This window comes from Variovorax stachyos (genome assembly GCF_051400855.1).
Lineage (GTDB): Bacteria > Pseudomonadota > Gammaproteobacteria > Burkholderiales > Burkholderiaceae_C > Variovorax.
Map to the genome: position 1 here is coordinate 145,175 of NZ_JBLFFN010000007.1, position 22,859 is coordinate 168,033.

The window sequence follows — 22,859 nt, forward strand, 5'->3', positions numbered from 1 at the left end:
GTCCTAACTTCGTACGAAGTGTTAACCCTGAGACTTCAATGAGGCGCTGGCCTCTGGACAGCGCGGAAGAACGCCTGCTGGCGGCCCCCGTGGTCAGTGGCGTGCTCGCCGGCGTCGGCACGCCGCACCTGGCGGCCAGCTACCTGGGCGCCATGCACCGGGTGCTGCCGGTGACCTTCTGCACCGTCTTCGCCGTGAGCGCCGCCGGCCGCATCGAGACCGTGTCGGCCGCGAGCAGCTACGGCAGCACCGCCGAACGCACGGCCGAGCGCTACGTGGCCCAGCGCTTCGACCGGCTCGATCCGAACATGGTGTGGCTCGCGGGCCGCAAGCTTCCCAAGCGGCCGCAGCTCTGGATGGGGCACCAGGTCGCCGAGGAGGTGGCGGACCCTGCCTACCGCGCAGCCTGCTATGGCGACGTGGGCATCCGGGAGCGCGTGTCGGTGCTGTTGCTGCTGCCGACGGGGCAACGCACGGCGGTGAGCTTCTATCGCAGCCTGGCGCAGCCCGAGTTCGGCGACGCGGACTTCGCGCTGCTGGAGCTTCACGCCACGCTGCTGGCCGATGCCACCCTCGCGCACGGCCGCAGCGCGATGGCGGCTCGCGAGGCGGCCGAACCCACGCTGAGCACCCGGCTGCTCGCGCTCAGCCTGCGCGAACGCGAGGTCGTCGGCCACTTGCTGGCCGGCAGGACAGCCAAGGAGACGGCGCGTGAAATCGGCGTGGAGCTGAGCACGGTACGGACCCACCAGTACCGAGCGTTTCGGAGGTTGGGGATTCGGGGCTTGAAGGACCTGCTGCGCGGTGCTTCGGCTTGATGTGTCTTCGCAACCAAAATGCGCGACATATCGGAACTTCATGTCGCTGCAAACGACATGAGCCGGCGGTCATGTCGCCAAAACCGAGAAACAACGACACGCAAGCGCGGACGTGGCGCCGCCATCGGCGTGTGCCGACCTCATGTCGCGCCCTGTGCCCGAGCGACGCCGCCCGATCAGGGCGCCGCCACTTCCTGATCGATCGCCCCGAACACCGACTGCCCGTCCCGCCCCTTCATCTCGATGCGGATCGTGTCTCCGCACTTCATGAAATCGGTGGAGGGCTGCCCGTCCTGGATGGTCTCGATGCAGCGCTTCTCTGCAATGCAGCTGTAGCCCTTGGGCCATTCCATCCGTCCGTTCTTCTCGACGCCCTTGTTGCTGACGGTGCCGCTGCCCACGATGCTGCCGGCGCGCACGTTGCGCGTCTTGGCGATGTGCGCGATCAGCTGGCCGAAGTGGAAGGTCATCTCCTCGCCGGCGTCGCACATGCCGACCTTGCGGCCGTTCCAGCTGCTCTGCAGCGTGAGGTGCACGCGGCCGCCCTGCCAGGCCTCGCCCAGCTCGTCAGGCGTCACGGCCACCGGGCTGAAAGCGGTGGCGGGCTTGCTCTGGAAGAAGCCGAAGCCCTTGGCCAGCTCGGCCGGGATCAGGTTGCGCAGGCTCACGTCGTTGGCCAGCATCAGCAGGCGGATGCCGTCGAGCGCCTGTTCGGGGGTGGCACCCATCTTCACGTCGCCGGTGACGACGGCCACCTCGGCCTCGAAGTCGATGCCGAAGGCCTCGTTGGGGACCACGATCCGGTCGCACGGACCGATGAAGTCGTCGCTGCCGCCCTGGTACATCAGCGGATCGGTGTAGAAGCTCTCCGGCACTTCGGCGTTGCGCGCCTTGCGCACCAGCTCCACGTGGTTGAGATAGGCCGAGCCGTCGGCCCACTGGTAGGCACGCGGCAGCGGCGCCATGCATTGCGCAGGATCGAAGGGGAAGGCGTGGCGGGCCCGGCCGCCGTTGAGGGCATCCGACAGGTCCTGCAGCTGCGGGCTGATGAAGCCCCAATCGTCGAGCGCCTGCTGCAGCCGGTTGGCGATGCCGGTGGCGTAGTGGGCGCTGGCCAGGTCGCGCGAAACGACGACGAGCTGGCCGTCGCGCGAGCCGTCTTTGAGAGTGGCGAGTTTCATGGATGAGGCGGGGTGCGGATGCCGGCGCGGCATCGCTGCTACTAAACTGATTGGACGGGCGGCAGTGTACCGAGCTGAACCTTGGCAGCAGCCTCCGATCCACTCTCGATGCACCTGCGCCCCGCCGCTCCTGACCTCCCCGGCGTCCCGCGCCCGCCCTGGCGCGCGCTGGCGCTGCTGGCCGCCGCCGTGCTGCTCGCGCACCTGGGCCTGCTCGGCCTGGCGCCGCTGGCGGGAGGGCCGCATCCCTCTCCGCTGGCGGGCAAGTTCGTCGCACGAACCATCGTGATCCCCCCGCCGCCGGAGCCGGAGCCGAACCCGAAGCCGGAGCCGGCAGCGGCGTCGGCGCCAGCGCCACCGGCCGCCTCCAAGCCACCCGCGCCCAAGCCCGCGCGGCCGCGGCCAGCGCCCCAGCCGGTAGCGCCAGCGGCGCCAAGTCCGCCGTCTTCCGACAGCCCGGCGCCCGAACCGGCGGCCCCCGCCGAGGCCACGGTGCCGTCGGAGCCGGCCGGCGCAGAGGCGGCGCGCGACGCGGCTGCGGGCGCTCCTGCCGGCGCGGCATCCAACGGTGCCGGTGCCGGCGCTGGCGCTGCCCAAGGCCAGGCCGAGGCCCCGCCCCCGACGAATGTGCCGGGCTCGGTCCAACTCGCCTTTGCGGTCACGGGCCAGATGGGCAGCGCGCCGATGCAAGGGGTGTTCGGCACGCTGGTCTGGCAGCAGGACGGCCAACACTACGATGCCCAGCTGTCGCTTCGCTTTCTCTTCAAGACCATCCGCAGCCAGCACAGCAGCGGCGTGATCGGTGCCGGCGGCATAGAACCCGCGCGCTTCTCCGACAAGCGCCGCAGCGAGGTGGCCGCGCATTTCATGCGCGAGCAGGGCCAGGTGGTGTTCAGCAACAACGCGCCCAGCGTGCCGCTCCTGCCCGGCGCGCAGGACCGGCTCAGCGTCATGCTGCAGCTCGGTGCCCTCATGGCTGGCGACCCGGCGCGCTATTCGCCCGGCGCGGCTTTCGCGATCCAGACCGTCGGCCCGCGCGATGCCGACCTCTGGATCTTCAAGGTCGAGGACGACGAGCACCTGACGCTCCCCGCCGGGCAATACAACGCCCGCAAGCTCACGCGCAACCCGCGCAAGCCGTACGACGACAAGGTGGAGCTCTGGCTCGCGCCCGAGCTCGGCTATCTGCCGGTGCGGATCCGGCAGACCCAGGACAACGGAGATTTCGCGGATTTCCAGTTGCGCGATGCCCAAGGCGCGCGGCCCTGAAGCGGGAGCACAAAAAATAACGGCTGGTGCCTACAAAACAACAGCGCTTATTGAAACTGGCGCGTTGATTGCTATCTAACCACCATGAAGGCTATAGACATCCTGACTGGACCCGCCATGCAAATGCTTTACGACTCCGAGTCCTTCGTCGTCGTGCACGTGCAGCCGACCGAAGGCGACACGCCGTTGGCGCCGAACGTTCCCGTACTCGCACGCCACGGCTTCGAGATCGTGGACAAGCGCTCCGGCAAGGAGGTCTACCTCGACGGTTCGTGGGCCGAGCTGTTCCAGCAGCAAATCGTCGCATGGCAGCTCAACACGCCGACCCAGGAAGAGGTCGAAGACACGCTCGAGGGTTACGCCGAGCTGGCCCACACGCCCGTGCTGGTCCATTGAGCGCTACGCGCCGGGCCTTTTTTTCGCTCCGTACAAGTGGCCGTACATCGGCCCGACGATCAGCAGCACGGCCACCAGCCGGCACACCTGAAACGCCGTCACGACGGGGACCCCCAACTGAAGCACCTTGGCGGTGATCGCCATCTCGGCGATGCCGCCCGGCGAGCTCCCGAGAATCAAGGTGGCCGGATGCAGCCCCGTGCCCCAGGCCAGCAGCCACGCGAAGCCGGCGCACAGCACGATCATCCCCAATGTTCCCAGCGCCACCGTCGCCAGCCAGTGCGGCGCCGTGTGCAGGAACTCGCGGCTGAAGCGCACGCCCAGGCTGACCGCGATCACCAGTTGGGCCGCGTTCGACAGCCAGGCCGGCACGGCCGAGAGCGACTCCCCCGCCACGGCGAAGCCCATGGACACCAGCAGCGGCCCGATGAACCACGGATTGGTGCGCCCCGCGAGCCGCATCGCCAGCCCGCCCACGCCGGTCGCCATCACCAGCAGGCCGAGCCCGCCCCAGCGCACCTCGCGCGGCCCGGCCGCATGAAGCTCGAGCCCGTGCAGCCCGCTCCATTGCATCGCAAAGGGAATCGCCACCGTGACCAGCACCAGCCGCAGGCTGTGCGCCGCGGCCACCAGGTCGGTGCGCGCACCCGCCCGCTCGGCCAGCAGGGTCATCTCGGAGGCGCCGCCGATCGCGCCTGAGAAGTAAGTCGTGGCTCTCATGGAACGCCCCGGCACATGCGGCATGCGCTTGGCATGCACGGTCTGCAACCAGCGGCCGAACAGCCAGCCCAGGCCGAGTGCCCAGGCGATCGCCAGCACGATCGCCCACCAGAGCCCGGCCACCAGCCCCACCATCTGCGGCGTGAAGTAGAGCCCCAGCGCCAGCCCGATCGCCCATTGCCCCGCATTGCGCAGCGGCGTGTAGCTGGCAGTCGGCGCCCCGGCGATGGAGGCCAGCGAGACCGCCAGCAGCGGTCCGATCATCCAGGGCAGCGGGGTGTGCAGTGCGAGGCAGGCGCCTGCGGCCGCGAGCGCGAGCAACAGGGTGGCGAGGATGCGCAGCGTCAGTCGAAGCGGAGGCACGGACAGGAGGAAGGGACGATGGATGGCGACGCGGCGCGGCCGCCCTCGCGTAGTATGGCCCGATGCCGCATCGCTCCCTGCTCACGCCCGGTTGGCTGTCGTCCCTGCTGGCCGCGGCGCTGCTCGCCGGCTGCTCTGCACTGGGGTCGGGCGATGCGCCCGTCGCCCGCCGGGCCATGGCGCTGCTGCCGGCCGATGCGCTGCTGCTGGGCGAACAGCACGACGCACCCGAGCACCACGCGATCGAGCGCGAGACGGTGGAGGCGCTGGCGGCGCGCGGGCGCCTGGCCGCGCTGGCGATCGAGATGGCCGAGGAAGGCAGCAGCACGGCCCACCTCGATCGCACCGCGACCGAAGCCCAGGTGCAGACCGCTCTCGGCTGGAACGAGAAGGCCTGGCCCTGGAGCGCCTATGGCCCCACCGTGATGGCCGCGGTGCGTGCCGGCGTGCCGGTGCTCGGCGCCAACCTGCCGCGCTCGCGCATGAAGGACGCCATGGCCGACGTGTCGCTCGACGCGCAGCTCGGGGCCGAGGCACACAAGGCCCAGCAGGAGGCCGTGCGCAGCGGCCACTGCAACCTGCTGCCGGAGTCGCAGATCGGACCCATGACGCGCGTCCAGATCGCGCGCGACCGCGCGATGGCGCAGACCATCGTCAAGGCACGTGTGCCGGGCAAGACGGTGCTGTTGCTGAGCGGTGCCGGCCATGCGGCCAAGGCGCTCGGCGTGCCGCAACACCTGCCCAGCGATCTCGCGGTGAAGACGGTGCAGCTGCAGGCCGGCGGCACGCCCGACCCGCGGCGCGAGGCGGGCGCCTTCGACGCCGTTTGGCAGACGCCCGCCTTGCCCGAGAAGGACTATTGCGCAGCCCTCCGGGCGCAGGCGGGGCCCAGGAGCTGAAAGGCGCGCCGGTTCAGGTTCAGGCGTTCTTCCGGATCGAATCCGCCAGCGTGTTGACGAGCGTGTCGATGTGCGACTTCTCCACCACGAAAGGCGGCGCGATCACGATCACGTCGCCGGCCGGGCGCACCAGCGAGCCCTTGTGGAAACAGTCCAGGAAGATGTCGTAGGCACGCTTGCCCGGCGCGCCGGCGATCGGCGCGAACTCCACCGCAGCGGCCAGCCCGAGGCTGCGGATGCTGATCACGTTGGGCAGGCCCTTGAGGGTGCCGTGGAAGGCATCGCCGAGCACCTTGCCCATCTCGCCGGCACGCGCGAAGAGCTTTTCCTGCTGCAGCAGCTCGAGCGTTGCGATTGCCGCGGCGCAGGCCACCGGATGGCCCGAGTAGGTATAGCCGTGGAAGAACTCCACCACGTGCTCGGGCGCCGAGGTGTTCATCATCGCGTCGTAAAGCTTGTCGCGGCAGATCACGCCGCCCAGCGGGATCACCCCGTTGGTCACGCACTTGGCGAAGTTCAGCATGTCGGGCACCACGCCGTAGAAGTCCGACGCGAAGTTGGTGCCCATGCGGCCGAAGCCGGTGATGACCTCGTCGAAGATCAGCAGGATGCCGTGCCTGTCGCAGATCTCGCGCAGCTTCTGCAGATAGCCCTTCGGCGGCACGTACCAGCCCGCCGAGCCCGCCACCGGCTCCACGATGATCGCGGCCACGTTGCTCGGGTCGTGCAGCGGCAGGATGCGCTGTTCCAGGTCGGCCAATGCATCGTCGGCCCAGACCGGCTCCTCGTTGTGGATGTAGGCGTGGTTCACCGGATCGTGGATGAAGCGCATGTGGTCCACCCGCGGCAGGAAGGCCGAGCCGAACACCTTGCGGTTGCCCGGGATGCCGCCCACCGACATGCCGCCGAAGCCCACGCCGTGGTAGCCCTTCTCGCGGCCGATGAAGACGTTGCGGTGCCCTTCGCCGCGCGCGCGGTGGTAGGCCAGCGCCACCTTCAGCGAGGTGTCCGCCGCCTCGCTGCCCGAGTTGCAGAACAGCACCTTGTTGAGGTCGCCGGGCGCCAGCGCGGCGATCATCTCGGCCGCCTTGAAGGCCTTGTCGTTGCTGACCTGGAACGCCGTTGCGTAGTCGAGCGTGTCCAGTTGCTTCTTGATCGCCTCGTTGATGGGCTTGCGGTTGTGGCCCGCGCCCACGCACCAGAGCGAGGAGATCCCGTCGATCACCTTGCGCCCGTCGTGCGTGGTGAACTCCATGCCGTCGGCGGCCACGAACACGCGCGGATCCTTGCGGAAATGGCGGTTGGGGGTGAAGGGCAACCACTGGTTGTCCATGCTGAAGTCGTTGTAGGCCATCTTGTTCGCTCCTGCAGGGTGGACGCTGGGGGAAGGGCATTTTGGCACCGGCGGCGATCTTCGGCAGCCCTGCGACAATCCTGGCCCTTATGACCCCCGCGTACATCCTCACCCTTTCCTGCCCCGACCGCACCGGCATCGTCCACGCCGTGTCCGGCTTCCTGCTCGAGCGCGGCGGCAACATCGAAGAAGCGGCGCAGTACAACGACCACGGCACGGGCCTGTTCTTCATGCGCGTGCGCTTCGCCTGCGCCGACCATGGCGAAGCGGCGCTGCGCGAGCAGATCGGCGGCCTGGCTACGAGCTTCGGCATGCGCTGGAAGCTGCACGTGGCGGCCGAGCCGATGAAGACGGTGATCCTCGTCAGCAAGGAAGGCCACTGCCTCAACGACCTGCTGTTCCGCTGGAAGAGCGGCCTGCTCTCGATCGACGTGCGCGCCATCATCTCGAACCACCGCGACTTCTACCAGCTGGCCGCCAGCTACAACGTGCCTTTCCACCACATCCCGGTGACGGCCGCCACCAAGGCCCAGGCCGAGGCCAAGCAGTTGGAGATCATCGAGGCCGAGGGCGCCGAGCTGGTGGTGCTGGCGCGCTACATGCAGATCCTCAGCAACGAGCTGTGCACGCAGCTCGCCGGCCGCGCGATCAACATCCACCACTCCTTCCTGCCCAGCTTCAAGGGCGCCAAGCCCTACTACCAGGCGCACGACCGCGGCGTGAAGCTGATCGGCGCCACCGCCCACTACGTGACGGCCGACCTCGACGAGGGCCCGATCATCGAGCAGGACGTGGAGCGCTCCGACCACACCGACACCGTCGAGGACCTCACCGCCCGCGGCCGCGACACCGAGACGCAGGTGCTGGCCCGCGCCGTGAAGTGGCACAGCGAACACCGGGTGCTGCTCAACGGGCACCGCACGGTCGTCTTCAGGTAGCGCGCGGCGCGGCCCTTGCCGTAGAGTCGGGTCCATGAACGCGCCCACGACGACGACCCAGCGCGAGCTGCTGCAGGCTTCCGAACGCCAGGCCGAGGTGGTCCGGGCGCTGCAGGCCCGCCTGCCCGCCCATGCGCTGATCTGGCAGCCCGAGGACACCACGCCCTACGAATGCGACGGCCTCACTGCCTATCGCCAGCGCCCACTGGCGGTGGCCCTGCCCGAGACCGAGGCGCAGGTGCAGGCGGTGCTCCAGACCTGCCACGCGCTCGGCGTGCCGGTGGTGGCGCGCGGCGCCGGCACCGGGCTCTCGGGCGGCGCGATGCCGCATGCGATGGGCGTCACGCTGTCGCTCGCCAAGTTCAACAACATCCTGAAGGTCGATCCGGTCAGCCGCACCGCGGTGGTCCAGTGCGGCGTGCGCAACCTGGCGATCAGCGAAGCGGCCGCGCCTTTCAATCTCTATTACGCCCCGGACCCCTCGAGCCAGATCGCCTGCACCATCGGCGGCAACGTGGCCGAGAACTCGGGCGGCGTGCACTGCCTCAAGTACGGCCTGACCCTGCACAACGTGCTGCGCGTGCGGGGCTTCACTGCCGAGGGCGAGGCAGTCGAGTTCGGCAGCGAGGCGCTGGACTGCGCCGGGCTCGACCTGCTGGCCCTGGTGGTCGGCAGCGAAGGCATGCTGGCCGTCACCACCGAAGTGACCGTCAAGCTGGTGCCCAAGCCGCAATTGGCGCGCTGCATCATGGCCAGCTTCGACGACGTGCGCAAAGCCGGCGACGCGGTGGCCGCGGTGATCGCGGCAGGCATCATCCCGGCCGGCCTCGAGATGATGGACAAGCCCATGACGGCCGCGGTCGAGGACTTCGTGCGCGCCGGCTACGACCTGGAGGCCGCAGCCATCCTGCTGTGCGAATCCGACGGCACGCCGGAAGAGGTGGAGGAAGAGATCGGCCGCATGAGCGAGGTGCTGCGGGCCGCGGGCGCGACCGCAATCTCGGTGAGCACCAGCGAGGAGGAGCGCCTGAAATTCTGGAGCGGCCGCAAGAACGCCTTCCCGGCCTCGGGCCGCATCAGCCCCGACTACATGTGCCTCGACTCGACCATTCCGCGCAAGCGCCTGGCCGACATCCTGCTGGCGATCCAGCAGATGGAGAAGAAGTACGGCCTGCGCTGCTGCAACGTGTTCCACGCGGGGGACGGCAACCTGCATCCGCTGGTGCTCTTCGACGCCAACGACCCCGACGAGCTGCACCGCTGCGAGCTCTTCGGCGCCGACATCCTCGAGACCAGCGTCGCCATGGGCGGGACCGTCTCGGGCGAGCACGGCGTAGGCGTGGAGAAGCTCAACAGCATGTGCGTGCAGTTCACGGCCGAGGAGAACGAGCAGATGTTCGGCGTCAAGCGCGCCTTCGACCCCGCGGGCCTGCTCAATCCGGGCAAGACCATCCCGACGCTGCAGCGCTGCGCCGAGTACGGCAAGCAGGTGTTCCGCGCAGGACAGCCGATGCCGCACGCAGAACTGCCCCGCTTCTGACGATGAAGGGACTGCGCGGCCTGGCCTGGCTTCTGGTCCTGCAATCGATCGGCGAGCTGCTGTCGCGAGGGCTTTCTCTTCCGCTGCCCGGGCCGGTGCTGGGCCTGGTGCTGCTGCTCGCCGCGCTCAGTTTCGAGCCCGTGCGCGAGCCGGTGGCGGAATGCGCCAACTTCTTGCTCTCGCACCTGTCGCTGCTCTTCATCCCCGTCGGCGTGGGCGTGATGACGCACCTCGCGCTGCTCGCGCAATATGGCGGCCGCATGCTGCTCGTGATCGTGCTGTCCACCTGGATCGGACTGGCCGTGACGGCCACGGTGCTCTACTGGCCCGATCGCAAGCGCAGGCGCGAGAAGGAGCGCTGACCCATGCCCCGCTTCGTCGAACTGTGGATCTATCTCTCGGCCACGCCGCTCTTCGGCCTGACGGCCACGCTGGTGACCTACCTGCTCGCGAACGCTGCCTACGCGCGGCTGGGCAGCGCGCCCTGGGCCAATCCGGTGCTGTGGTCGGTGGTCGCGCTGGCCGGCGGCCTGCTGGCGACCGGCGTGGACTACCCGAGCTATTTCGCAGGCGCCCAGTTCATCCATTTCCTGCTCGGCCCCGCGGTGGTCGCGCTGGCCTGGCCGCTGTGGCAGCGGCGCGCCGAGCTCAAGGCGCGCTTCGGCCGGCTGCTGCTGGCGGCGCTGCTGGGCGGCGTTGCCGCGAGCGCATCGGCCGTGGTCCTGGCCTGGGCCGTGGCGCTGCCGCACGACGTGGTGCTTTCGCTGGCGCCCAAGTCGGTCACCGCCCCGGTGGCGATGGGCATCTCCGAGAAGATCGGCGGCATCCCGGCGCTGTCGGCGGTGTTCGCGGTGCTGACCGGCATGATCGGCGCGCTCTCGGGCAAGTACCTGTTCGATGCCCTGCGCATCGGCACCGGCCCCACCGGCTTTGCGGCGCGCGGCTTCGCGCTCGGCACCACCGCCCACGGCATCGGCGCCGCGCGCGCCCTGCACGTCGATGCGGACGCGGGGGCCTACGCGGGACTCGCGTTGGGGATGCAGGTGGTGCTGGCAGCGCTGCTGATGCCGCTGGTCTTCAGCATCCTTCGCTGAATGCTTCGATGATGCTTCGCTGAATGCTTCGCCGGAAGAAAAAACGCCCGCGTCGCGGGCGTTTCCTTGTGAGTTGCATCAGCTGCGGTTCGGATTGTTGGGCCGATCGTCGCGGCGGTTGGGCACGCCGTCGTTGTCGCGGTCACGGTCGTAGCGGTTCGGCACGCCGTCGCGATCGCGGTCCCAGCGACCACGGTTGTATTCCCAGCGCCCGTCGCGCTCACGCCATTCCGGCGCACGGTAGGCATAGCCCGGCCGGGCGCGGACCCAGGTGCCGCGCACCCAGACATGGCGCCCGCGTTGCCACTCGTAGTGGCCCGGCACCCACACATAGCCCCGGCGGGGCGGCGGCATGCGCTCGGAGCGCGGCGGCGGCGGTGGGCTCTGGATGATGACCGCAGGCTGAGCCTGCGCGGTCGTGGGCACCATCACCGCAGTGCCCAGTGAAAGCATCGAGGCGGCGCCTACGGCAAGAGAAATCGCGAGTTTTTTCATGGGGAAGCCCTCATGAGTTGTTGGAGCCTTCATCCTCCCCGCGCAAGGTGAAGCGCGTGTAAGCCCCGCCCGCACACTTTTGTAAACGCCTGTCGCTTTTTGTTGCAACCCCACAGCGCTATTCGGTCAGCTCGCGCAGGTCGATGGCATCGCCCATGGCTGCATAGCCCGCAGGACCCGGATGCAGATGGTCGCCGCTGTCGTACAGCGGGTTCATGGCGGCCGCATCGGCGGGATTGCGCAGCGCCTGGTCGAAATCCACCACCGCATCGACGTCCTGGCGGCCGCGGATCCAGCGGTTCAGGGCCTGCCGGCGAAGTTCCTTCTCCTCGCTCCAATAGCCAGCGCCCTTGAAGGGCGTGATCGTGCCCAGCAGCACCTTCACACGCCGCTCGCGTGCCTGCCCTGTCAGCTGCTGCAATCCGGCCGCCAGCTGCTCGGCACTCGGCGGCCTGAAGGCCGGCGACAGCCCCTGCATTGCGGCCGGCAGGCTGACGCCGAGGTCGTTGATGCCGATCAGGATCAGCACATGCGTCACGCCGCTCTGCCCCAGCGCATCGCGCCGGAAGCGATCGACGCCGCGAGGGCCGGTTCCGTCCACGAGCAGCCGGTTGCCGCCGATGCCGGCATTGATCACCGCGAAGCCGCCCTGCAGGCCCGTCTGCTCGCGCAGGCGCTGGGTCAGCCGGTCCGGGTAGCTCGCCGGCAAGACCTCGCCGTTGCCGGTGCCCTGCGTGATCGAATCGCCGAAGGCCACCACCACGCGCGGCGTGGCCTGCACGGCGACATCGAGACCGGTCACGATGTGTGCGACGGGCGAAGGGGTGGCTCCGCGCCAGTTCGCACGCATGACCGCAGCGCCTGGCGTCATCACCGTCGCGCCCAGCGGATGCACGGTGCCGAAGGGGGTGCCGGCCTCCACCAGGTAGCTGACGGCCACCGTCTGGCCCGAAGGGATGGCAAGCGGTGCACCATCGCTCCAGACCTCACGGCCGGGCGCGATCGTGATGCCGGGCCGTCCGGCGAACCGCAGCCGCTGCAGCGTGGCCGGCGCCACCGCGTCGGCACCGGCGGCCAGCCCCACGCTGGCCTCCATGATGCGCAGCGGCTGGCGTCCGAACAGATTCGAGAAGCGCACACGCACGCGGTCGCCGGCCAGGGCCGATGCCATCAGCTGGCGCAGGCTCTGCCCCTCGAAGCGCTGCGGCCTGAAGGGCAGTGCCGGCAAGCCGGGAAACAGGGGCGCCGGCACGTAGTCGAGCGGCGCAGCGGCCCAGCTCGCGGCCCAGCGCGGTGCCTGCGCCGGTTTCGGCTGCGCGTGGAGGGGTAGCGCAAGGATGCCCGGCAGCGCCAGGCCCGCGCAGCCCGCGAGCCCGGCCTGGGCGAATCGTCGTCGTGTCAACAGGTCCGTGCGCAAGCGGGGCAGTTTACGCACGCCCCCGCGCACCGGCGTGTCGGACGCAGACCCGTGAGGACTACCAGGTATCGACGAATGGCGCGGCCGGCCGCGGCGTCACCGTCGCGGAGGCCAGCCCGCGCACCAGCCAGGCGCGCGTGTCGGCCGGGTCGATCACCGCGTCGATCTCGAGCGTCTGCGCCATGTGGATCGCCTCGCCGTTCGCATACTGTTGCGCCACCAGCTTCTTGAACAAGGCATCGCGCTCGGGTCCCTCGGCCGCGGCCTCGAGCTCCTTGCGAAAGCCCAGCCGCACCGCGCCTTCCAGCCCCATCGCACCGAACTCGCCGGTGGGCCAGGCCACGGTGAAGACCGGCGCGTCGAAGCCGCCGGCCGTCATCGCCTGCGCGCCCAGTCCGTAGCCCTTGCGCAGCACCACTGCGAAGTAGGGCACGCGCAGGTGCGAGGCCACCATGAACATGCGGCACACATGGCGCACCTGAGCCTGCGCCTCGATCTCCGGGCCCACCATGAAGCCCGGCGTGTCGCACAGCGCGATCAGCGGCAGCCCGTGCGCGTTGCACAGCTGCATGAAGCGCGCGGCCTTGTCGGCGGCCTCGGCATCGATCGCGCCGCCGAGGTGGTGCGGGTTGTTCGCAAGCAGGCCGACCGGCCTGCCTTCGATCCGCGCCAATGCGGTGACGATGCCGGCGCCGAAGCCGGCGCGCAGCTCCAGCAGCGAGCCGCTATCGGCCACGCCGCGCATTGCAGCGCGCACGTCGTACACGCGCAGCCGGTTCTCGGGCACCACATGGCGCAGTGCGCGCGGATCGGCGCACTGCCAGCCGGGCGTCGGGCCCTGGAAGTACGAGAGGTACTGCTTCGCCGCCGCCACCGCCGCAGCCTCGTCCTTCACGAGGATGTCGATCACGCCATTGCGCGACTGCACGCCGCTGGGTCCGATCTGCTCCGGCGAATAGGTGCCGAGCCCGCCACCCTCGATCATGGCCGGCCCGCTCATGCCGATGTTGCTGGCCTCGGTGGCGATGATCACGTCGGCGCAGCCCAGCAGCGCTGCGTTGCCCGCAAAGCAGCGCCCATGCACGATGCCGACCACCGGCACATGGCCCGAAAGCGCCGCGAACTGCGTGAAGGTGTGGTTGTTGAGCCCCGCGACGATCGGCATGTCGGTGTCGCCCGGCCGCCCGCCCCCGCCTTCGGCGAACAGCACCACGGGCAGCTTCAGCCGGTGCGCGATGCCGAGCATGCGATCGGTCTTCTGGTGGTTGCGCAGGCCCTGCGTGCCGGCCAGCACGGTGTAGTCGTAGGCCATGACCACGCAGCGCGACTTCTCGGGGCCGAACTGCTTCGCGTTGATGCTGCCGATGCCGGTCACCATGCCGTCGGCCGGCGTGTTGGCGATCAGGTCCTCGAGCGTGCGGCGCCGCGTCTGCGCCGCGATCGCGAGCGCACCGTACTCGTTGAAGTTGCCCGGCTCCTCGGCCAGATTGCAGAGGTCGGCGATATTGGCGCGCGCTGTGCGGCCGCCCTGGGCCTGGCGCTTTGCGACCGCTGCGCCGCGGTTGGCGTCGAGCGTGGAGGCATGGCGATCGATCACCTTCTGCAGGTCCGGCCGGATCGCATCGAGGTCCTGTTCGGCGTGCGCCTCGGCCTCGGCGGCCTGCGCGTCCACCGGCTCGAGCCGCAGCAGCGATTGGCCTTCGACCAGGTAGTCGCCGGGCGCGGCCAGCAGCGCGACCACGCGGCCGGCAGCGGGCGCATGCAGCAGATGCTCCATCTTCATCGCCTCGAGCACGCCCAGCTGTGCACCGGCCGGCAGCACGTCGCCCACCTCGACTTCGAACTGCACCAGGCGCGCCGGCATCGGGGCCTTGACCACCAGGCCGCCCTCGTCCTCCTCCGGCGGCATGGCCTTCGGCTCGACCGCGTGCGGATGGGCCGCGTCGGCAGCGGTGGCATCGATGCGCGAGGCCGCGGCCAGCAGGTCCGACAGATGCTCCTCGACGAAGCGGGTATGCAGCTTCTGCGTCGCGAACTCGGGCCGCTCGCCGATGGCGCGCAACAGCGCAAGGTTGGTCGCGATGCCCTCGATGCGGCATTCCTCCAGCGCTCGCAACGAACGTCGCAGCACGTCGTCGAAGCGAGGCGAGGCGGCATGCACGATCAGCTTGGCCAGCAGCGTGTCGTAGTGCGGCGAGGGCGCGAGGCCCGTGTAGCCGTGGGTGTCGACGCGCACGCCGGGGCCGGCCGGCAGGTCGAAGCGCGACAGCGCGCCGCCGGCCGGGCGCGCCTGGCCCTGCGTATCGAGCGTCTCGGCGTTGAGACGCCACTGCACCGCAAAGCCGCGTTGCACCGCACTGCGATCGGCTTCGATGCCCAGTTCGTCCAGCCGCCGTCCCGCAGCGACGCCGATCTGCAGCTGCACCAGGTCGAGCCCGGTGACCGCCTCCGTCACCGTGTGCTCGACCTGCAGCCGCGCATTGGCCTCGATGAAGACGAAGGGCAGGCTCGTCGATTTTTCATCCACCAGGAATTCGAAGGTGCCCAGGCCGCGGTAGCCCACGGCCTTCGCCATCCGCAGCGCGGCCTGCGTCAGGCGCTCGCGCAAGGCCGGCGGCAGCGAGGGGCTGGGCGCGATCTCGACCAGCTTCTGGAAGCGCCGCTGCAGCGTGCATTCGCGCTCGCCCAGGCTCGCGACCGCGCGGCCATCGCCCAGCACCTGGATCTCGATGTGGCGCGCATGGCGCATCAGCCGCTCGACGTACACGCCGTCGACGCCGAAGGCCGCCTTGGCCTCGGACATGCAGCGCGCATGCGCTTCCGGCAGATCGGACGCACTCAGCACGGCGCGCATGCCGCGGCCTCCGCCGCCGCCGATGGCCTTGACCATGATTCCTGCCGCGTCCGCCTGCTGCGTGGCGAAGAACGCCTGCGCCTGGGCGAGCGTCACGGCCCCGGCGCTGCCCGGCATGACGGGCACGTCGCATTGCTGCGCCAGCGCGCGGGCGCGCGCCTTGTCGCCGAAGAGCGCGAGCTGCTCCGGCGTGGGGCCGATGAAGCACAAGCCGGCATCCGCACAGGCCTGCGCGAAATCGGCGCGTTCGCTGAGAAAGCCGTAGCCCGGATGCACCGCATCGCAGCCCTCGGCACGCGCGATCTCGATCAGCGCGGCGCTGTCGAGGTAGGCGGCAGGCCCGGTGAGGCCGAGCGGAACCGCCGTGTCGGCAAGCTGCACATGCAGGGCCGCGGCATCGTCCTTCGCATGAACCGCCACGCTCGCGATGCCGAGATCGCGCAGCGCGCGCACCAGCCGCACCGCGATCTCGCCGCGGTTGGCCACAAGGATCTTCTTGAACAACGGGCGGCCTTTCAGGGGTGGTCTTTCAACAACCGGCGCAGCACCTTGCCCGCGCCCGTGGTGGGCAGCGCATCGATGAAGCGCACCGTGCGCGGCGCCTTGTAGGGCGCCATGTTCTCGCGCGCCCAGGCCACCAGCGCGTCGGCCTCGAGCGCGGCGCCGGGCTTGCGCACGATGAAGGCCTTGACCACCTCGCCCTTCTCCGCGTCGGGCTCGGCGATCACCGCCGCCTGCGCCACGGCAGGGTGCTTGATGAGGATGGTCTCGACCTCCTCGGGGAAGACGCTGTAGCCGGAGACCTTGATCATTTCCTTGAAGCGGCCGATGAAGGTCAGGTAGCCGTCGGTGTCGAGCTTGCCCATGTCGCCGGTGTGCACCCAGCCGTTGCGCAGCGTCGCGGCGGTCGCTTCCGGCTTGTTCCAGTAGCCCTTGAAGCTGCCGGGGCTGGTGAGCACGATCTCGCCGATCTCGCCCACGGGCCGGTCCGCGCCGGTGTCGGGGTCGATGATCCGGATGGTGACGCCCGGCACCGCGATCCCCTGGGTGCCCCAGCGCGGCGCATGGTGCGGCGTGTAGGTGTCGCAGGTGTGGGTCTCCGACAAGCCATAGGCCGCCTCGAAGGACACGCAGTTCTTCGCAAAGCCGCGCCACTGTGCGGCCAAGGGCTCGGTGAAGGTGATGCCGAAGCTGGTGACCGGGTTCATTCGCAGGCTGGACAGGTCGAAGCCGCCGATGCCCTCCACCTGCATGCAGGCCACGTTCATCGGCGCAATGCTGTACCACCAGCTGACGCGATAGCGCTCGATGGCCTGGAGCACCGCGCGCGGCTCGAAGCGGTGCAGCAGCACCGAGGTGGCGCCGGTGAGTACCGGCACGTTGACGCCCATCAGCATGCCCGCGATGTGATAGAGCGGCGCGATGGACAGCAGCACGTCGCTCGCAGCCACGCCGTTGCAGTCGGCCGCGGCGCGTGTCTTGAAGAGCGCATTGCCGTAGCTCAGCATCGCGCCCTTGGGCAGGCCGGTGGTGCCGGAGGTGTAGGTCATCAGCGCCACGTCGTCCATCGACAAGGCGACAGGCGCGGGGCAAGCGCCGCTCTTCATGACGGCCAGGAAGTCTTCGCAGCCCTCGGGCACCACACGCGGCTCGCGCTGTGCCGCGCCCAGGTCGGCCGGGATGTCGAGCGTGGGCGCCTGCGGCAGCAGGTCGGCGTAGTGCACGACGAACACGTGCGCCAGCGCACTCCGGGCACGCACCTTGTCCACCACCGGCAGCAGCGAGGAGGCCGCGACGATCACCCGCGCGCTCAGGTCGTTGACCTGGTAGGCCAGCTCGTGCTCCTTGTTGAGCGGGCCGCTGGGGCACACGATCGCGCCGATCTTCTGAATGCCGTAGTGCGCCGCCAGGTACTGCGGGCAGTTGTTGAGGAAGAGCACGACCGGGTCGCCCTTCTCCACGCCGATCGCCTGCAGCCGCGCCGCGAAGGCATCGCTCGCGGCATCGAGCTCGGCATAGCTCATCGCATGGCCGTACCAGATGCAGGCAGGATGGTTGCCGCGCTCGCGCGCATGTGCGCGCAGGTACTCGTGCAGGGGCTGCTCGGGGCGATCGGGGAGCTGGGTCATTGTCTCCATGGCGTCACTCTCACAGGGTTATCGATAGGACTGGCCGCTTGCCAAGCCCCCATGGTGCTCCAACAATCCTACCCATGGGTATAACTTCGGCGACACCGCACAAACCCTCTGGGCGCACCGACCTGCCGCAAGGCACCGGCCGCCAGCGCGCGGCCACCGCGGGCACCGACGTCCAACGCGAGCGCATCCTGCAGGCCGCCGCGCAGCTCTTCGCCGCGCAGGGCTATGCCAACACCACCATGGCGCAGATCGTGCGCGCGCTCGACGTCACCAAGCCCTTCGTCTACTACTACTTCCGCGACAAGCAGGAGATCTTCGAGACGCTCTCGTGGCAGCCGGCGGTCGACTGCTTCACCGCGCTGGATTTCGCCGAGGGCGATCCGCGGCCTGCGGTCGAGAAGGTGAAGGAAGGCATCGAGCGCCTGATCCGCGCCACGGTGGCCCATCATCCCTGCGCCTTCTTTCCGTACCGCGAACCCCAGGTCTACCGCCCCGAGTACATCGCGGCGCAGAAGAAGCTGGCGCATCACTTCTACGACCGGCTCTGCCCTCTGCTCGAGGAAGCGCGGCGCGATGGCGACCTGGACTTCCGCGAAACCAAGATCACCGCGCTGGCCGCGCTCAGCCTGCCCGGCTTCCTCTACAGCTGGTACCGGCCCGAGGGCCGGCTCTCGCCCGACGAGGTGGTGGCCGAGCTGGTGCAGCTCTCGTGGCGCGTGCTGGGCCTGCGCGAGCGCGGCGGCTGACCGGTCCTCGCGCCCTTCCCTTTCGTTCCTTCTCCAACTTCCAGAGACAAGCCATGAAGTCCACTTTCGCGTTCGCGCCGCTGGCCGCCGCCGCGGTGCTCGCCGCCGGCGCCGCACAAGCCCAGCAGACCTACAAGATCGCCTACATCGACCCGCTCTCGGGGCCCTTCGCGAACGTCGGCGAGCTGATGCTCACGCACACGCAGTACGCGATCGAGGACATCAACGCCAAGGGCGGCGTGCTCGGCGGCACCAAGCTGCAGCTGCTGCAGTTCGACAGCAAGCTCTCGGCGCAGGAAAGCCAGAGCGCGCTGCAGGCCGCGATCGACCAGGGTGCCCAGGCCATCGTGACCGGCGGCTCGGGCTCCTCGGTGGTGACGGCGCTGGTGCAGTCGGTCAACCGCTGGAACCAGCGCAACCCGGGCAAGGAGCTGATCGTGCTCAACCACTCCTCGATCGATCCCGAGATGACGGGCAAGGCCTGCAGCTTCTGGCATTTCCAGACCGAGGCCAACACCGCGATGAAGATGAAGGCGCTGGCCAACTACATCAAGAAGACGCCCGAGATCAAGAAGGTCTACCTGCTCAACCAGGACTACGCACATGGCAAGCAATGGGCCGGCTACGGCCGGCAGATGGTCGGGCTGGCGCGGCCCGACATCCAGTTCGTGGGCGAAACGCTGCACCCCATCGGGCGCGTGAAGGACTTCGCGCCTTACCTCGCGAACGTGCGCCAGTCCGGCGCCGATTCGGTGATCACCGGCAACTGGGGGCAGGACATGACGCTGCTGCTCAAGGCCGCGGGCGATGCGGGCTACGACCTGCACTACTTCAACCACAGCGCGGGCTCGGTGCCCGGCACGGTGCTGGCGGTGTCGCAGGCCAAGCTGGGCAAGCTCACCTGGGTGGCCGAATGGCATCCGGGCCAGGCCGACCGGCCGAAGGCCGATGCGCTGGCCAAGGCCTACAAGGCCAAGACGAGCAAGGATTTCCTGGCGCCGCGCATCGAGCTCACACCGCGGCTGCTGGCTGCCGCCATCAACAAGGCCGGCAGCACCGACACCACGAAGGTGGCGCGCGCGATGGAAGACATGAGCTTCGATTCGGTGGTCGGCCCCGTGCGCATGCGCGCCGAGGACCACCAGCTGTTGCTGCCCCAGGTGGTCAACACCATCGCGCCGGTGGACGGCAAGGCGGTGAAGGTGGGCTGGGAAGGCACGAACTACGGCTTTCGCACCGACGCCGTCTATACCGGCAACGAGCTGGCACAGGGCACGGAGTGCAAGATGGTCCGGCCCGCGTCCTGATCGCCTGATCCCTTTGCGCTAAGGGATAGCCCTGCCTGCCGCGCGCAGCGGCATCGAGATACTGCGATGTCGCTCGCAAAGGGCTGACCAGGAGGTCGAGGAACACCATGGCAGGCAAGAACCCGCTCTATCCGATCCCGCACCCCGCGAGGAAGCCTTTCGTCGGCAACATCCTGTCGATCGGCTCCGAGTCTCCGGTGCTCGACATGTGGAGGATCGCGCAGGAGCTGGGCCCGATCTACTGGCTGGACATGCCGGGCATGCCCGTGATCGTGGTGTCCTCGGCCGCGCTGGTCGACGAGCTGTGCGACGAGAAGCGCTTCGACAAGAGCACCAAGGGCACGCTGCGCCGGCTGCGCGCGCTCTCGCATGGGCTCTTCACCTCCGACACCCACGAGTCGACCTGGTCCAAGCCGCACAACATCCTGCTGGCCAACTTCAGCCAGCGTGCGATGCAGGCCTATCACCCGATGATGCTGGACATCGCCGAGCAGCTGGTGACCAAGTGGGAGCGCCTGAACTTCGACGAGGAGGTCGACGTGGTGCGCGACATGACCGCGCTCACGCTCGACACCATCGGCCTGTGCGGCTTCGGCTACCGCTTCAACTCCTTCTACCGCGAAGGCTTCCATCCCTTCGTCGACGCGATGGTGCGCACGCTGGAGACGGTGCAGAACCGGCGCGGCATCCCGCTCGAGGAGCTGATGCTGAAGAAGCAGCTGACGCAGCAGCGCAACGACATCCGCTTCATGCACAAGATGGTGGAGGACATCATCCAGGAGCGGCGCCAGAGCGGGGCCGACATCGCGACCAAGCCCGACCTGCTGAGCTACATGATCGCCGGCGTCGACAAGAAGACCGGCGAGCGGCTGGACGACCGGCAGATCCGCGACGAGTGCATCGAGTTCCTGATCGCGGGCCACGAGACCACCAGCGGGCTGCTGTCCTTCGCGATCTACTTCCTGCTCAACAACCCCGAGGCGATGGCCAGGGCGCGGGCCGAGGTCGACCAGGTGTTCGGCCCCGACCCCTCTGTGAAGCCGACCTACGCGCAGGTCAACCGCCTGGTGTACGTGCTGCAGGTGCTCAAGGAATCGCTGCGCCTGTTCCCGACGGCGCCGGCGGTCGCGATGGCGGCGAAGGAAGACACGACCATCGGCGGCCAGTACACGATCAAGCGGCGCAACATGGTGATCCTGCACGCGCTGGCGCTGCACCGCGACAAGGCGGTGTGGGGCGAGGACGCCGACCGCTTCAACCCCGACCATTTCAGCCGCGAGGCGGAGCGGGAGCGGCCGCTCAACGCCTTCAAGCCCTTCGGCAACGGGCAGCGTGCCTGCATCGGGCGCCAGTTCGCGCTGCAGGAAGCGGTGCTCACGCTGGGCATGATCCTGCAGCGCTTCGACCTGGTCGACCACACGGGCTACCAGCTCAAGATCCGCGAGGCGCTCACGATCAAGCCGGAAGGCTTCAGGATCCGGGCGGTGCCGCGTGATCCGGCCACGCGCGCGCGCGGCGATTTCAGCGCATCGCAACCCGTGCAGGCGGCAGCCCCGCGGCCCCTCGCGGCCAAGCCGCAGGCCGCGCGCCACGGCACCTCGCTGCTGGTGCTGCAGGGCTCGAACCTCGGCACCGCGGAAGACCTCGCGCGCCAGCTGGCCGAGGCCGGCGAGATGCGCGGCTATTCGACCCAGCTCGCGTCGCTGGACGACTACGCCGAGCGGCTGCCCGCCAACGGCGCGGTCGCCATCGTCTCGGCCTCCTACAACGGCACGGCGCCGGACAACGCGGCCGAGTTCCATCGCTGGCTCGACACCGCCGACGATTCGCTCAATGGCGTGCGCTTCAGCGTCTTCGGCTGCGGCAATACCGACTGGGCCTCCACCTACCAGGCGGTGCCGCGGCGCATCGACGAGCGCCTGGCCGCGCTGGGCGCCACGCGCGTGCATGCGCGCGGCGAGGGCGACGCGCGCGAGGACATGGACGGAAGTTTCCAGGACTGGAGCGATGCGCTGTGGCCGCAGCTCGCGAAGGTCTTCGACCTGAAGGACGCCGACTCCGCGCCCTTGCAGAGCGAGCCGCTCTACACGCTGGAAGAGATGCCGCCGCCGCAGAAGAACGCGCTGGTCGATGCGCTGGGCGCAGTGGGCTTGCGCGTGCTCGAGAACCGCGAGCTGCAAGGCAGCGGCGGCAACCCCACGCAGGACCGCTCCACGCGCCACCTCGAGCTGCAATTGCCCGAAGGCGTGAGCTACCGCGCCGGCGACCACCTGAGCGTGGTGCCGCGCAACGGCGCGGCGCAGGTGGAGCGTGCCATGGCGCGCTTCGGCTTCGACCGCAAGGCCCATGTGCGGCTGCAGGCCGCGCCGGGGCGCAAGGCCGCGCTGCCGGTGGACGAAGTGATCGCGGTGGACCGGCTGCTGGGCGACTACGTCGAGCTGCAGGACGTGGCCACGCGCAAGCAGATCGCCCAGCTCGGGGCACATACGCAATGCCCCTTCACGCGGCCCAAGATGGAGGCCCTGTCGGGCGCCGACGAGACCTCGGCTGCGCTCTACAGGAGCGAGGTTCTGCACAAGCGCAAGTCGGTGCTCGACCTGCTGGAGGAATTCCCGGCCTGCCAGCCGCCCTTCGCGCTCTTCCTGGAAATGCTGTCGCCGCTCTCGCTGCGCTACTACTCGATCTCCTCCTCGCCGCTGGTCGATGGCGGCCGTTGCAGCATCACCGTGGGCGTGGTGGCCGGGCCGGCGCGCTCGGGCCTGGGAAAGTTCGAGGGCGTGTGCTCGAACTACCTGGCGCGCGCCGAGTCCGGCGAGCTGGTGCACGGCGTGGTGCGCGAGACCACGGCGGAGGGCTTCCGGCTCCCGGACGACGCGCAGCGGCCGCTGATCATGGTGGGGCCGGGCACGGGCCTAGCGCCCTTTCGCGGCTTCCTGCAGGAGCGCGAGGCGCAGATCGCCAAGGGCACGGCGCCCGGCGAGGCGCTGCTCTTCTTCGGCTGCCGCCATCCCGAGCAGGATTTCATCTATGCCGACGAGCTGAACGGCTGGGCCGAGCGCGGCGTGGTGCGGCTCTTCACCGCCTTCTCGCGCGCCGGCGAGCGCAAGGTCTACGTGCAGGATCACATCCGCGAGCAGGGCGCCGAGGTCTGGCGGCTGCTGGAGCAGGGCGCGATCATTTATGTGTGTGGTGACGGCTCGCGCATGGAGCCTGATGTGCGCAGGGCACTGTCGGACATCGCGCGCGAGCATGGGCAGGACGGCGATGCCTGGCTCGAACGCATGATTGCCGACAGGCGCTACGTGCTGGACGTGTGGGCCGGCAACTGAG

The 22,859-nt window shown here is 69.3% G+C and carries 18 protein-coding genes; 11 read left to right on the forward strand and 7 right to left on the reverse strand.

The features are described from left to right. Positions 1–38: 38 nt before the first annotated feature. Positions 39–818, forward strand: a complete 780-nt coding sequence (locus ACMGEZ_RS15055; RefSeq protein ID WP_436823080.1) for a LuxR C-terminal-related transcriptional regulator — start codon at positions 39–41, stop codon at positions 816–818. A 176-nt stretch (positions 819–994) separates the two neighbouring features. On the opposite strand, the gene ACMGEZ_RS15060 is transcribed toward ACMGEZ_RS15055, so the two are convergent. After that, a complete protein-coding gene (locus tag ACMGEZ_RS15060) occupies positions 995–1,999 on the reverse strand; it encodes a fumarylacetoacetate hydrolase family protein (RefSeq protein ID WP_436823081.1) in 1,005 nt (334 codons plus the stop codon). 81 nt (positions 2,000–2,080) lie between these two features. Between ACMGEZ_RS15060 and ACMGEZ_RS15065 the strand changes: the two genes are divergently transcribed. Further along, the gene (locus ACMGEZ_RS15065; RefSeq protein WP_436823082.1) at positions 2,081–3,268 is read left to right on the forward strand and encodes a DUF3108 domain-containing protein; all 1,188 of its coding nucleotides are present in this window, start codon (positions 2,081–2,083) and stop codon (positions 3,266–3,268) included. A gap of 117 nt (positions 3,269–3,385) precedes the next feature. Continuing rightward, positions 3,386–3,664 (forward strand): BTH_I0359 family protein, encoded by a 279-nt coding sequence (locus tag ACMGEZ_RS15070; RefSeq protein ID WP_436823083.1) that lies wholly within the window; start codon positions 3,386–3,388, stop codon positions 3,662–3,664. A 3-nt stretch (positions 3,665–3,667) separates the two neighbouring features. Here the strand turns inward: ACMGEZ_RS15070 and ACMGEZ_RS15075 are convergent, their stop codons facing one another. Then, positions 3,668–4,747 carry an AbrB family transcriptional regulator gene (locus ACMGEZ_RS15075; protein WP_436823084.1) on the reverse strand — a complete coding sequence of 360 codons (1,080 nt, stop codon included), beginning with the start codon at positions 4,745–4,747 and terminating at the stop codon, positions 3,668–3,670. A 62-nt stretch (positions 4,748–4,809) separates the two neighbouring features. Between ACMGEZ_RS15075 and ACMGEZ_RS15080 the strand changes: the two genes are divergently transcribed. After that, positions 4,810–5,646: a ChaN family lipoprotein gene (locus tag ACMGEZ_RS15080; RefSeq protein WP_436823085.1), complete on the forward strand. Its 837-nt coding sequence runs from the start codon at positions 4,810–4,812 to the stop codon at positions 5,644–5,646. A 19-nt stretch (positions 5,647–5,665) separates the two neighbouring features. Here the strand turns inward: ACMGEZ_RS15080 and aptA are convergent, their stop codons facing one another. Next, a complete protein-coding gene (aptA, locus tag ACMGEZ_RS15085) occupies positions 5,666–7,000 on the reverse strand; it encodes an omega-aminotransferase AptA (protein WP_436823086.1) in 1,335 nt (444 codons plus the stop codon). Positions 7,001–7,089: 89 nt separating this feature from the next. On the opposite strand from aptA, the gene purU reads away from it, so the two are divergent. From purU to ACMGEZ_RS15105, 4 genes are read left to right on the forward strand one after another with little or no spacing between them, the layout of a single operon-like run. After that, entirely contained in the window at positions 7,090–7,938 is an 849-nt protein-coding gene (purU, locus tag ACMGEZ_RS15090; RefSeq protein WP_436823087.1) for a formyltetrahydrofolate deformylase, read from the forward strand. Positions 7,939–7,972: 34 nt separating this feature from the next. Further along, positions 7,973–9,478, forward strand: a complete 1,506-nt coding sequence (locus ACMGEZ_RS15095) for an FAD-linked oxidase C-terminal domain-containing protein (RefSeq protein WP_436823088.1) — start codon at positions 7,973–7,975, stop codon at positions 9,476–9,478. Positions 9,479–9,480: 2 nt separating this feature from the next. Beyond that, positions 9,481–9,840: a CidA/LrgA family protein gene (locus ACMGEZ_RS15100; RefSeq protein ID WP_436823089.1), complete on the forward strand. Its 360-nt coding sequence runs from the start codon at positions 9,481–9,483 to the stop codon at positions 9,838–9,840. Between the two features lie 3 nt (positions 9,841–9,843). Further along, positions 9,844–10,572: an LrgB family protein gene (locus ACMGEZ_RS15105; RefSeq protein ID WP_436823090.1), complete on the forward strand. Its 729-nt coding sequence runs from the start codon at positions 9,844–9,846 to the stop codon at positions 10,570–10,572. Between the two features lie 78 nt (positions 10,573–10,650). Here ACMGEZ_RS15105 and ACMGEZ_RS15110 read toward each other — a convergent pair whose 3' ends face one another. From ACMGEZ_RS15110 to ACMGEZ_RS15125, 4 genes are all read right to left on the reverse strand, one after another. Next, a complete protein-coding gene (locus ACMGEZ_RS15110; protein WP_436823091.1) occupies positions 10,651–11,067 on the reverse strand; it encodes a YXWGXW repeat-containing protein in 417 nt (138 codons plus the stop codon). A gap of 118 nt (positions 11,068–11,185) precedes the next feature. Then, a complete protein-coding gene (locus ACMGEZ_RS15115; RefSeq protein WP_436823092.1) occupies positions 11,186–12,469 on the reverse strand; it encodes an SGNH/GDSL hydrolase family protein in 1,284 nt (427 codons plus the stop codon). 73 nt (positions 12,470–12,542) lie between these two features. After that, positions 12,543–15,842 carry a carboxyl transferase domain-containing protein gene (locus ACMGEZ_RS15120; RefSeq protein WP_436823093.1) on the reverse strand — a complete coding sequence of 1,100 codons (3,300 nt, stop codon included), beginning with the start codon at positions 15,840–15,842 and terminating at the stop codon, positions 12,543–12,545. An 11-nt stretch (positions 15,843–15,853) separates the two neighbouring features. Continuing rightward, the gene (locus ACMGEZ_RS15125; protein ID WP_436823281.1) at positions 15,854–17,467 is read right to left on the reverse strand and encodes an AMP-binding protein; all 1,614 of its coding nucleotides are present in this window, start codon (positions 17,465–17,467) and stop codon (positions 15,854–15,856) included. 83 nt (positions 17,468–17,550) lie between these two features. Between ACMGEZ_RS15125 and ACMGEZ_RS15130 the strand changes: the two genes are divergently transcribed. The 3 genes from ACMGEZ_RS15130 (at position 17,551) to ACMGEZ_RS15140 (ending at position 22,858) form a co-directional block, all read left to right on the forward strand. Next, positions 17,551–18,222, forward strand: a complete 672-nt coding sequence (locus ACMGEZ_RS15130) for a TetR/AcrR family transcriptional regulator (protein WP_436823094.1) — start codon at positions 17,551–17,553, stop codon at positions 18,220–18,222. 53 nt (positions 18,223–18,275) lie between these two features. Next, entirely contained in the window at positions 18,276–19,529 is a 1,254-nt protein-coding gene (locus tag ACMGEZ_RS15135) for a branched-chain amino acid ABC transporter substrate-binding protein (RefSeq protein ID WP_436823095.1), read from the forward strand. Positions 19,530–19,636: 107 nt separating this feature from the next. Further along, positions 19,637–22,858: a bifunctional cytochrome P450/NADPH--P450 reductase gene (locus ACMGEZ_RS15140; RefSeq protein ID WP_436823096.1), complete on the forward strand. Its 3,222-nt coding sequence runs from the start codon at positions 19,637–19,639 to the stop codon at positions 22,856–22,858. The last annotated feature ends 1 nt before the right edge of the window (position 22,859 follow it).

Excerpts from the sequence above, each read along its gene's own strand:
- ACMGEZ_RS15105 (WP_436823090.1), top strand. The coding sequence starts at position 9,844 with ATGCCCCGCTTCGTCGAACTGTGGATCTATCTCTCGGCCACGCCGCTC.
- purU (WP_436823087.1), top strand. The coding sequence starts at position 7,090 with ATGACCCCCGCGTACATCCTCACCCTTTCCTGCCCCGACCGCACCGGC.
- aptA (WP_436823086.1), bottom strand. The coding sequence starts at position 7,000 with ATGGCCTACAACGACTTCAGCATGGACAACCAGTGGTTGCCCTTCACC.
- ACMGEZ_RS15135 (WP_436823095.1), top strand. The coding sequence starts at position 18,276 with ATGAAGTCCACTTTCGCGTTCGCGCCGCTGGCCGCCGCCGCGGTGCTC.
- ACMGEZ_RS15110 (WP_436823091.1), bottom strand. The coding sequence starts at position 11,067 with ATGAAAAAACTCGCGATTTCTCTTGCCGTAGGCGCCGCCTCGATGCTT.
- ACMGEZ_RS15095 (WP_436823088.1), top strand. The coding sequence starts at position 7,973 with ATGAACGCGCCCACGACGACGACCCAGCGCGAGCTGCTGCAGGCTTCC.
- ACMGEZ_RS15140 (WP_436823096.1), top strand. The coding sequence starts at position 19,637 with ATGGCAGGCAAGAACCCGCTCTATCCGATCCCGCACCCCGCGAGGAAG.
- ACMGEZ_RS15130 (WP_436823094.1), top strand. The coding sequence starts at position 17,551 with ATGGGTATAACTTCGGCGACACCGCACAAACCCTCTGGGCGCACCGAC.
- ACMGEZ_RS15100 (WP_436823089.1), top strand. The coding sequence starts at position 9,481 with ATGAAGGGACTGCGCGGCCTGGCCTGGCTTCTGGTCCTGCAATCGATC.
- ACMGEZ_RS15125 (WP_436823281.1), bottom strand. The coding sequence starts at position 17,467 with ATGACCCAGCTCCCCGATCGCCCCGAGCAGCCCCTGCACGAGTACCTG.
- ACMGEZ_RS15070 (WP_436823083.1), top strand. The coding sequence starts at position 3,386 with ATGCAAATGCTTTACGACTCCGAGTCCTTCGTCGTCGTGCACGTGCAG.
- ACMGEZ_RS15080 (WP_436823085.1), top strand. The coding sequence starts at position 4,810 with ATGCCGCATCGCTCCCTGCTCACGCCCGGTTGGCTGTCGTCCCTGCTG.
- ACMGEZ_RS15060 (WP_436823081.1), bottom strand. The coding sequence starts at position 1,999 with ATGAAACTCGCCACTCTCAAAGACGGCTCGCGCGACGGCCAGCTCGTC.
- ACMGEZ_RS15055 (WP_436823080.1), top strand. The coding sequence starts at position 39 with ATGAGGCGCTGGCCTCTGGACAGCGCGGAAGAACGCCTGCTGGCGGCC.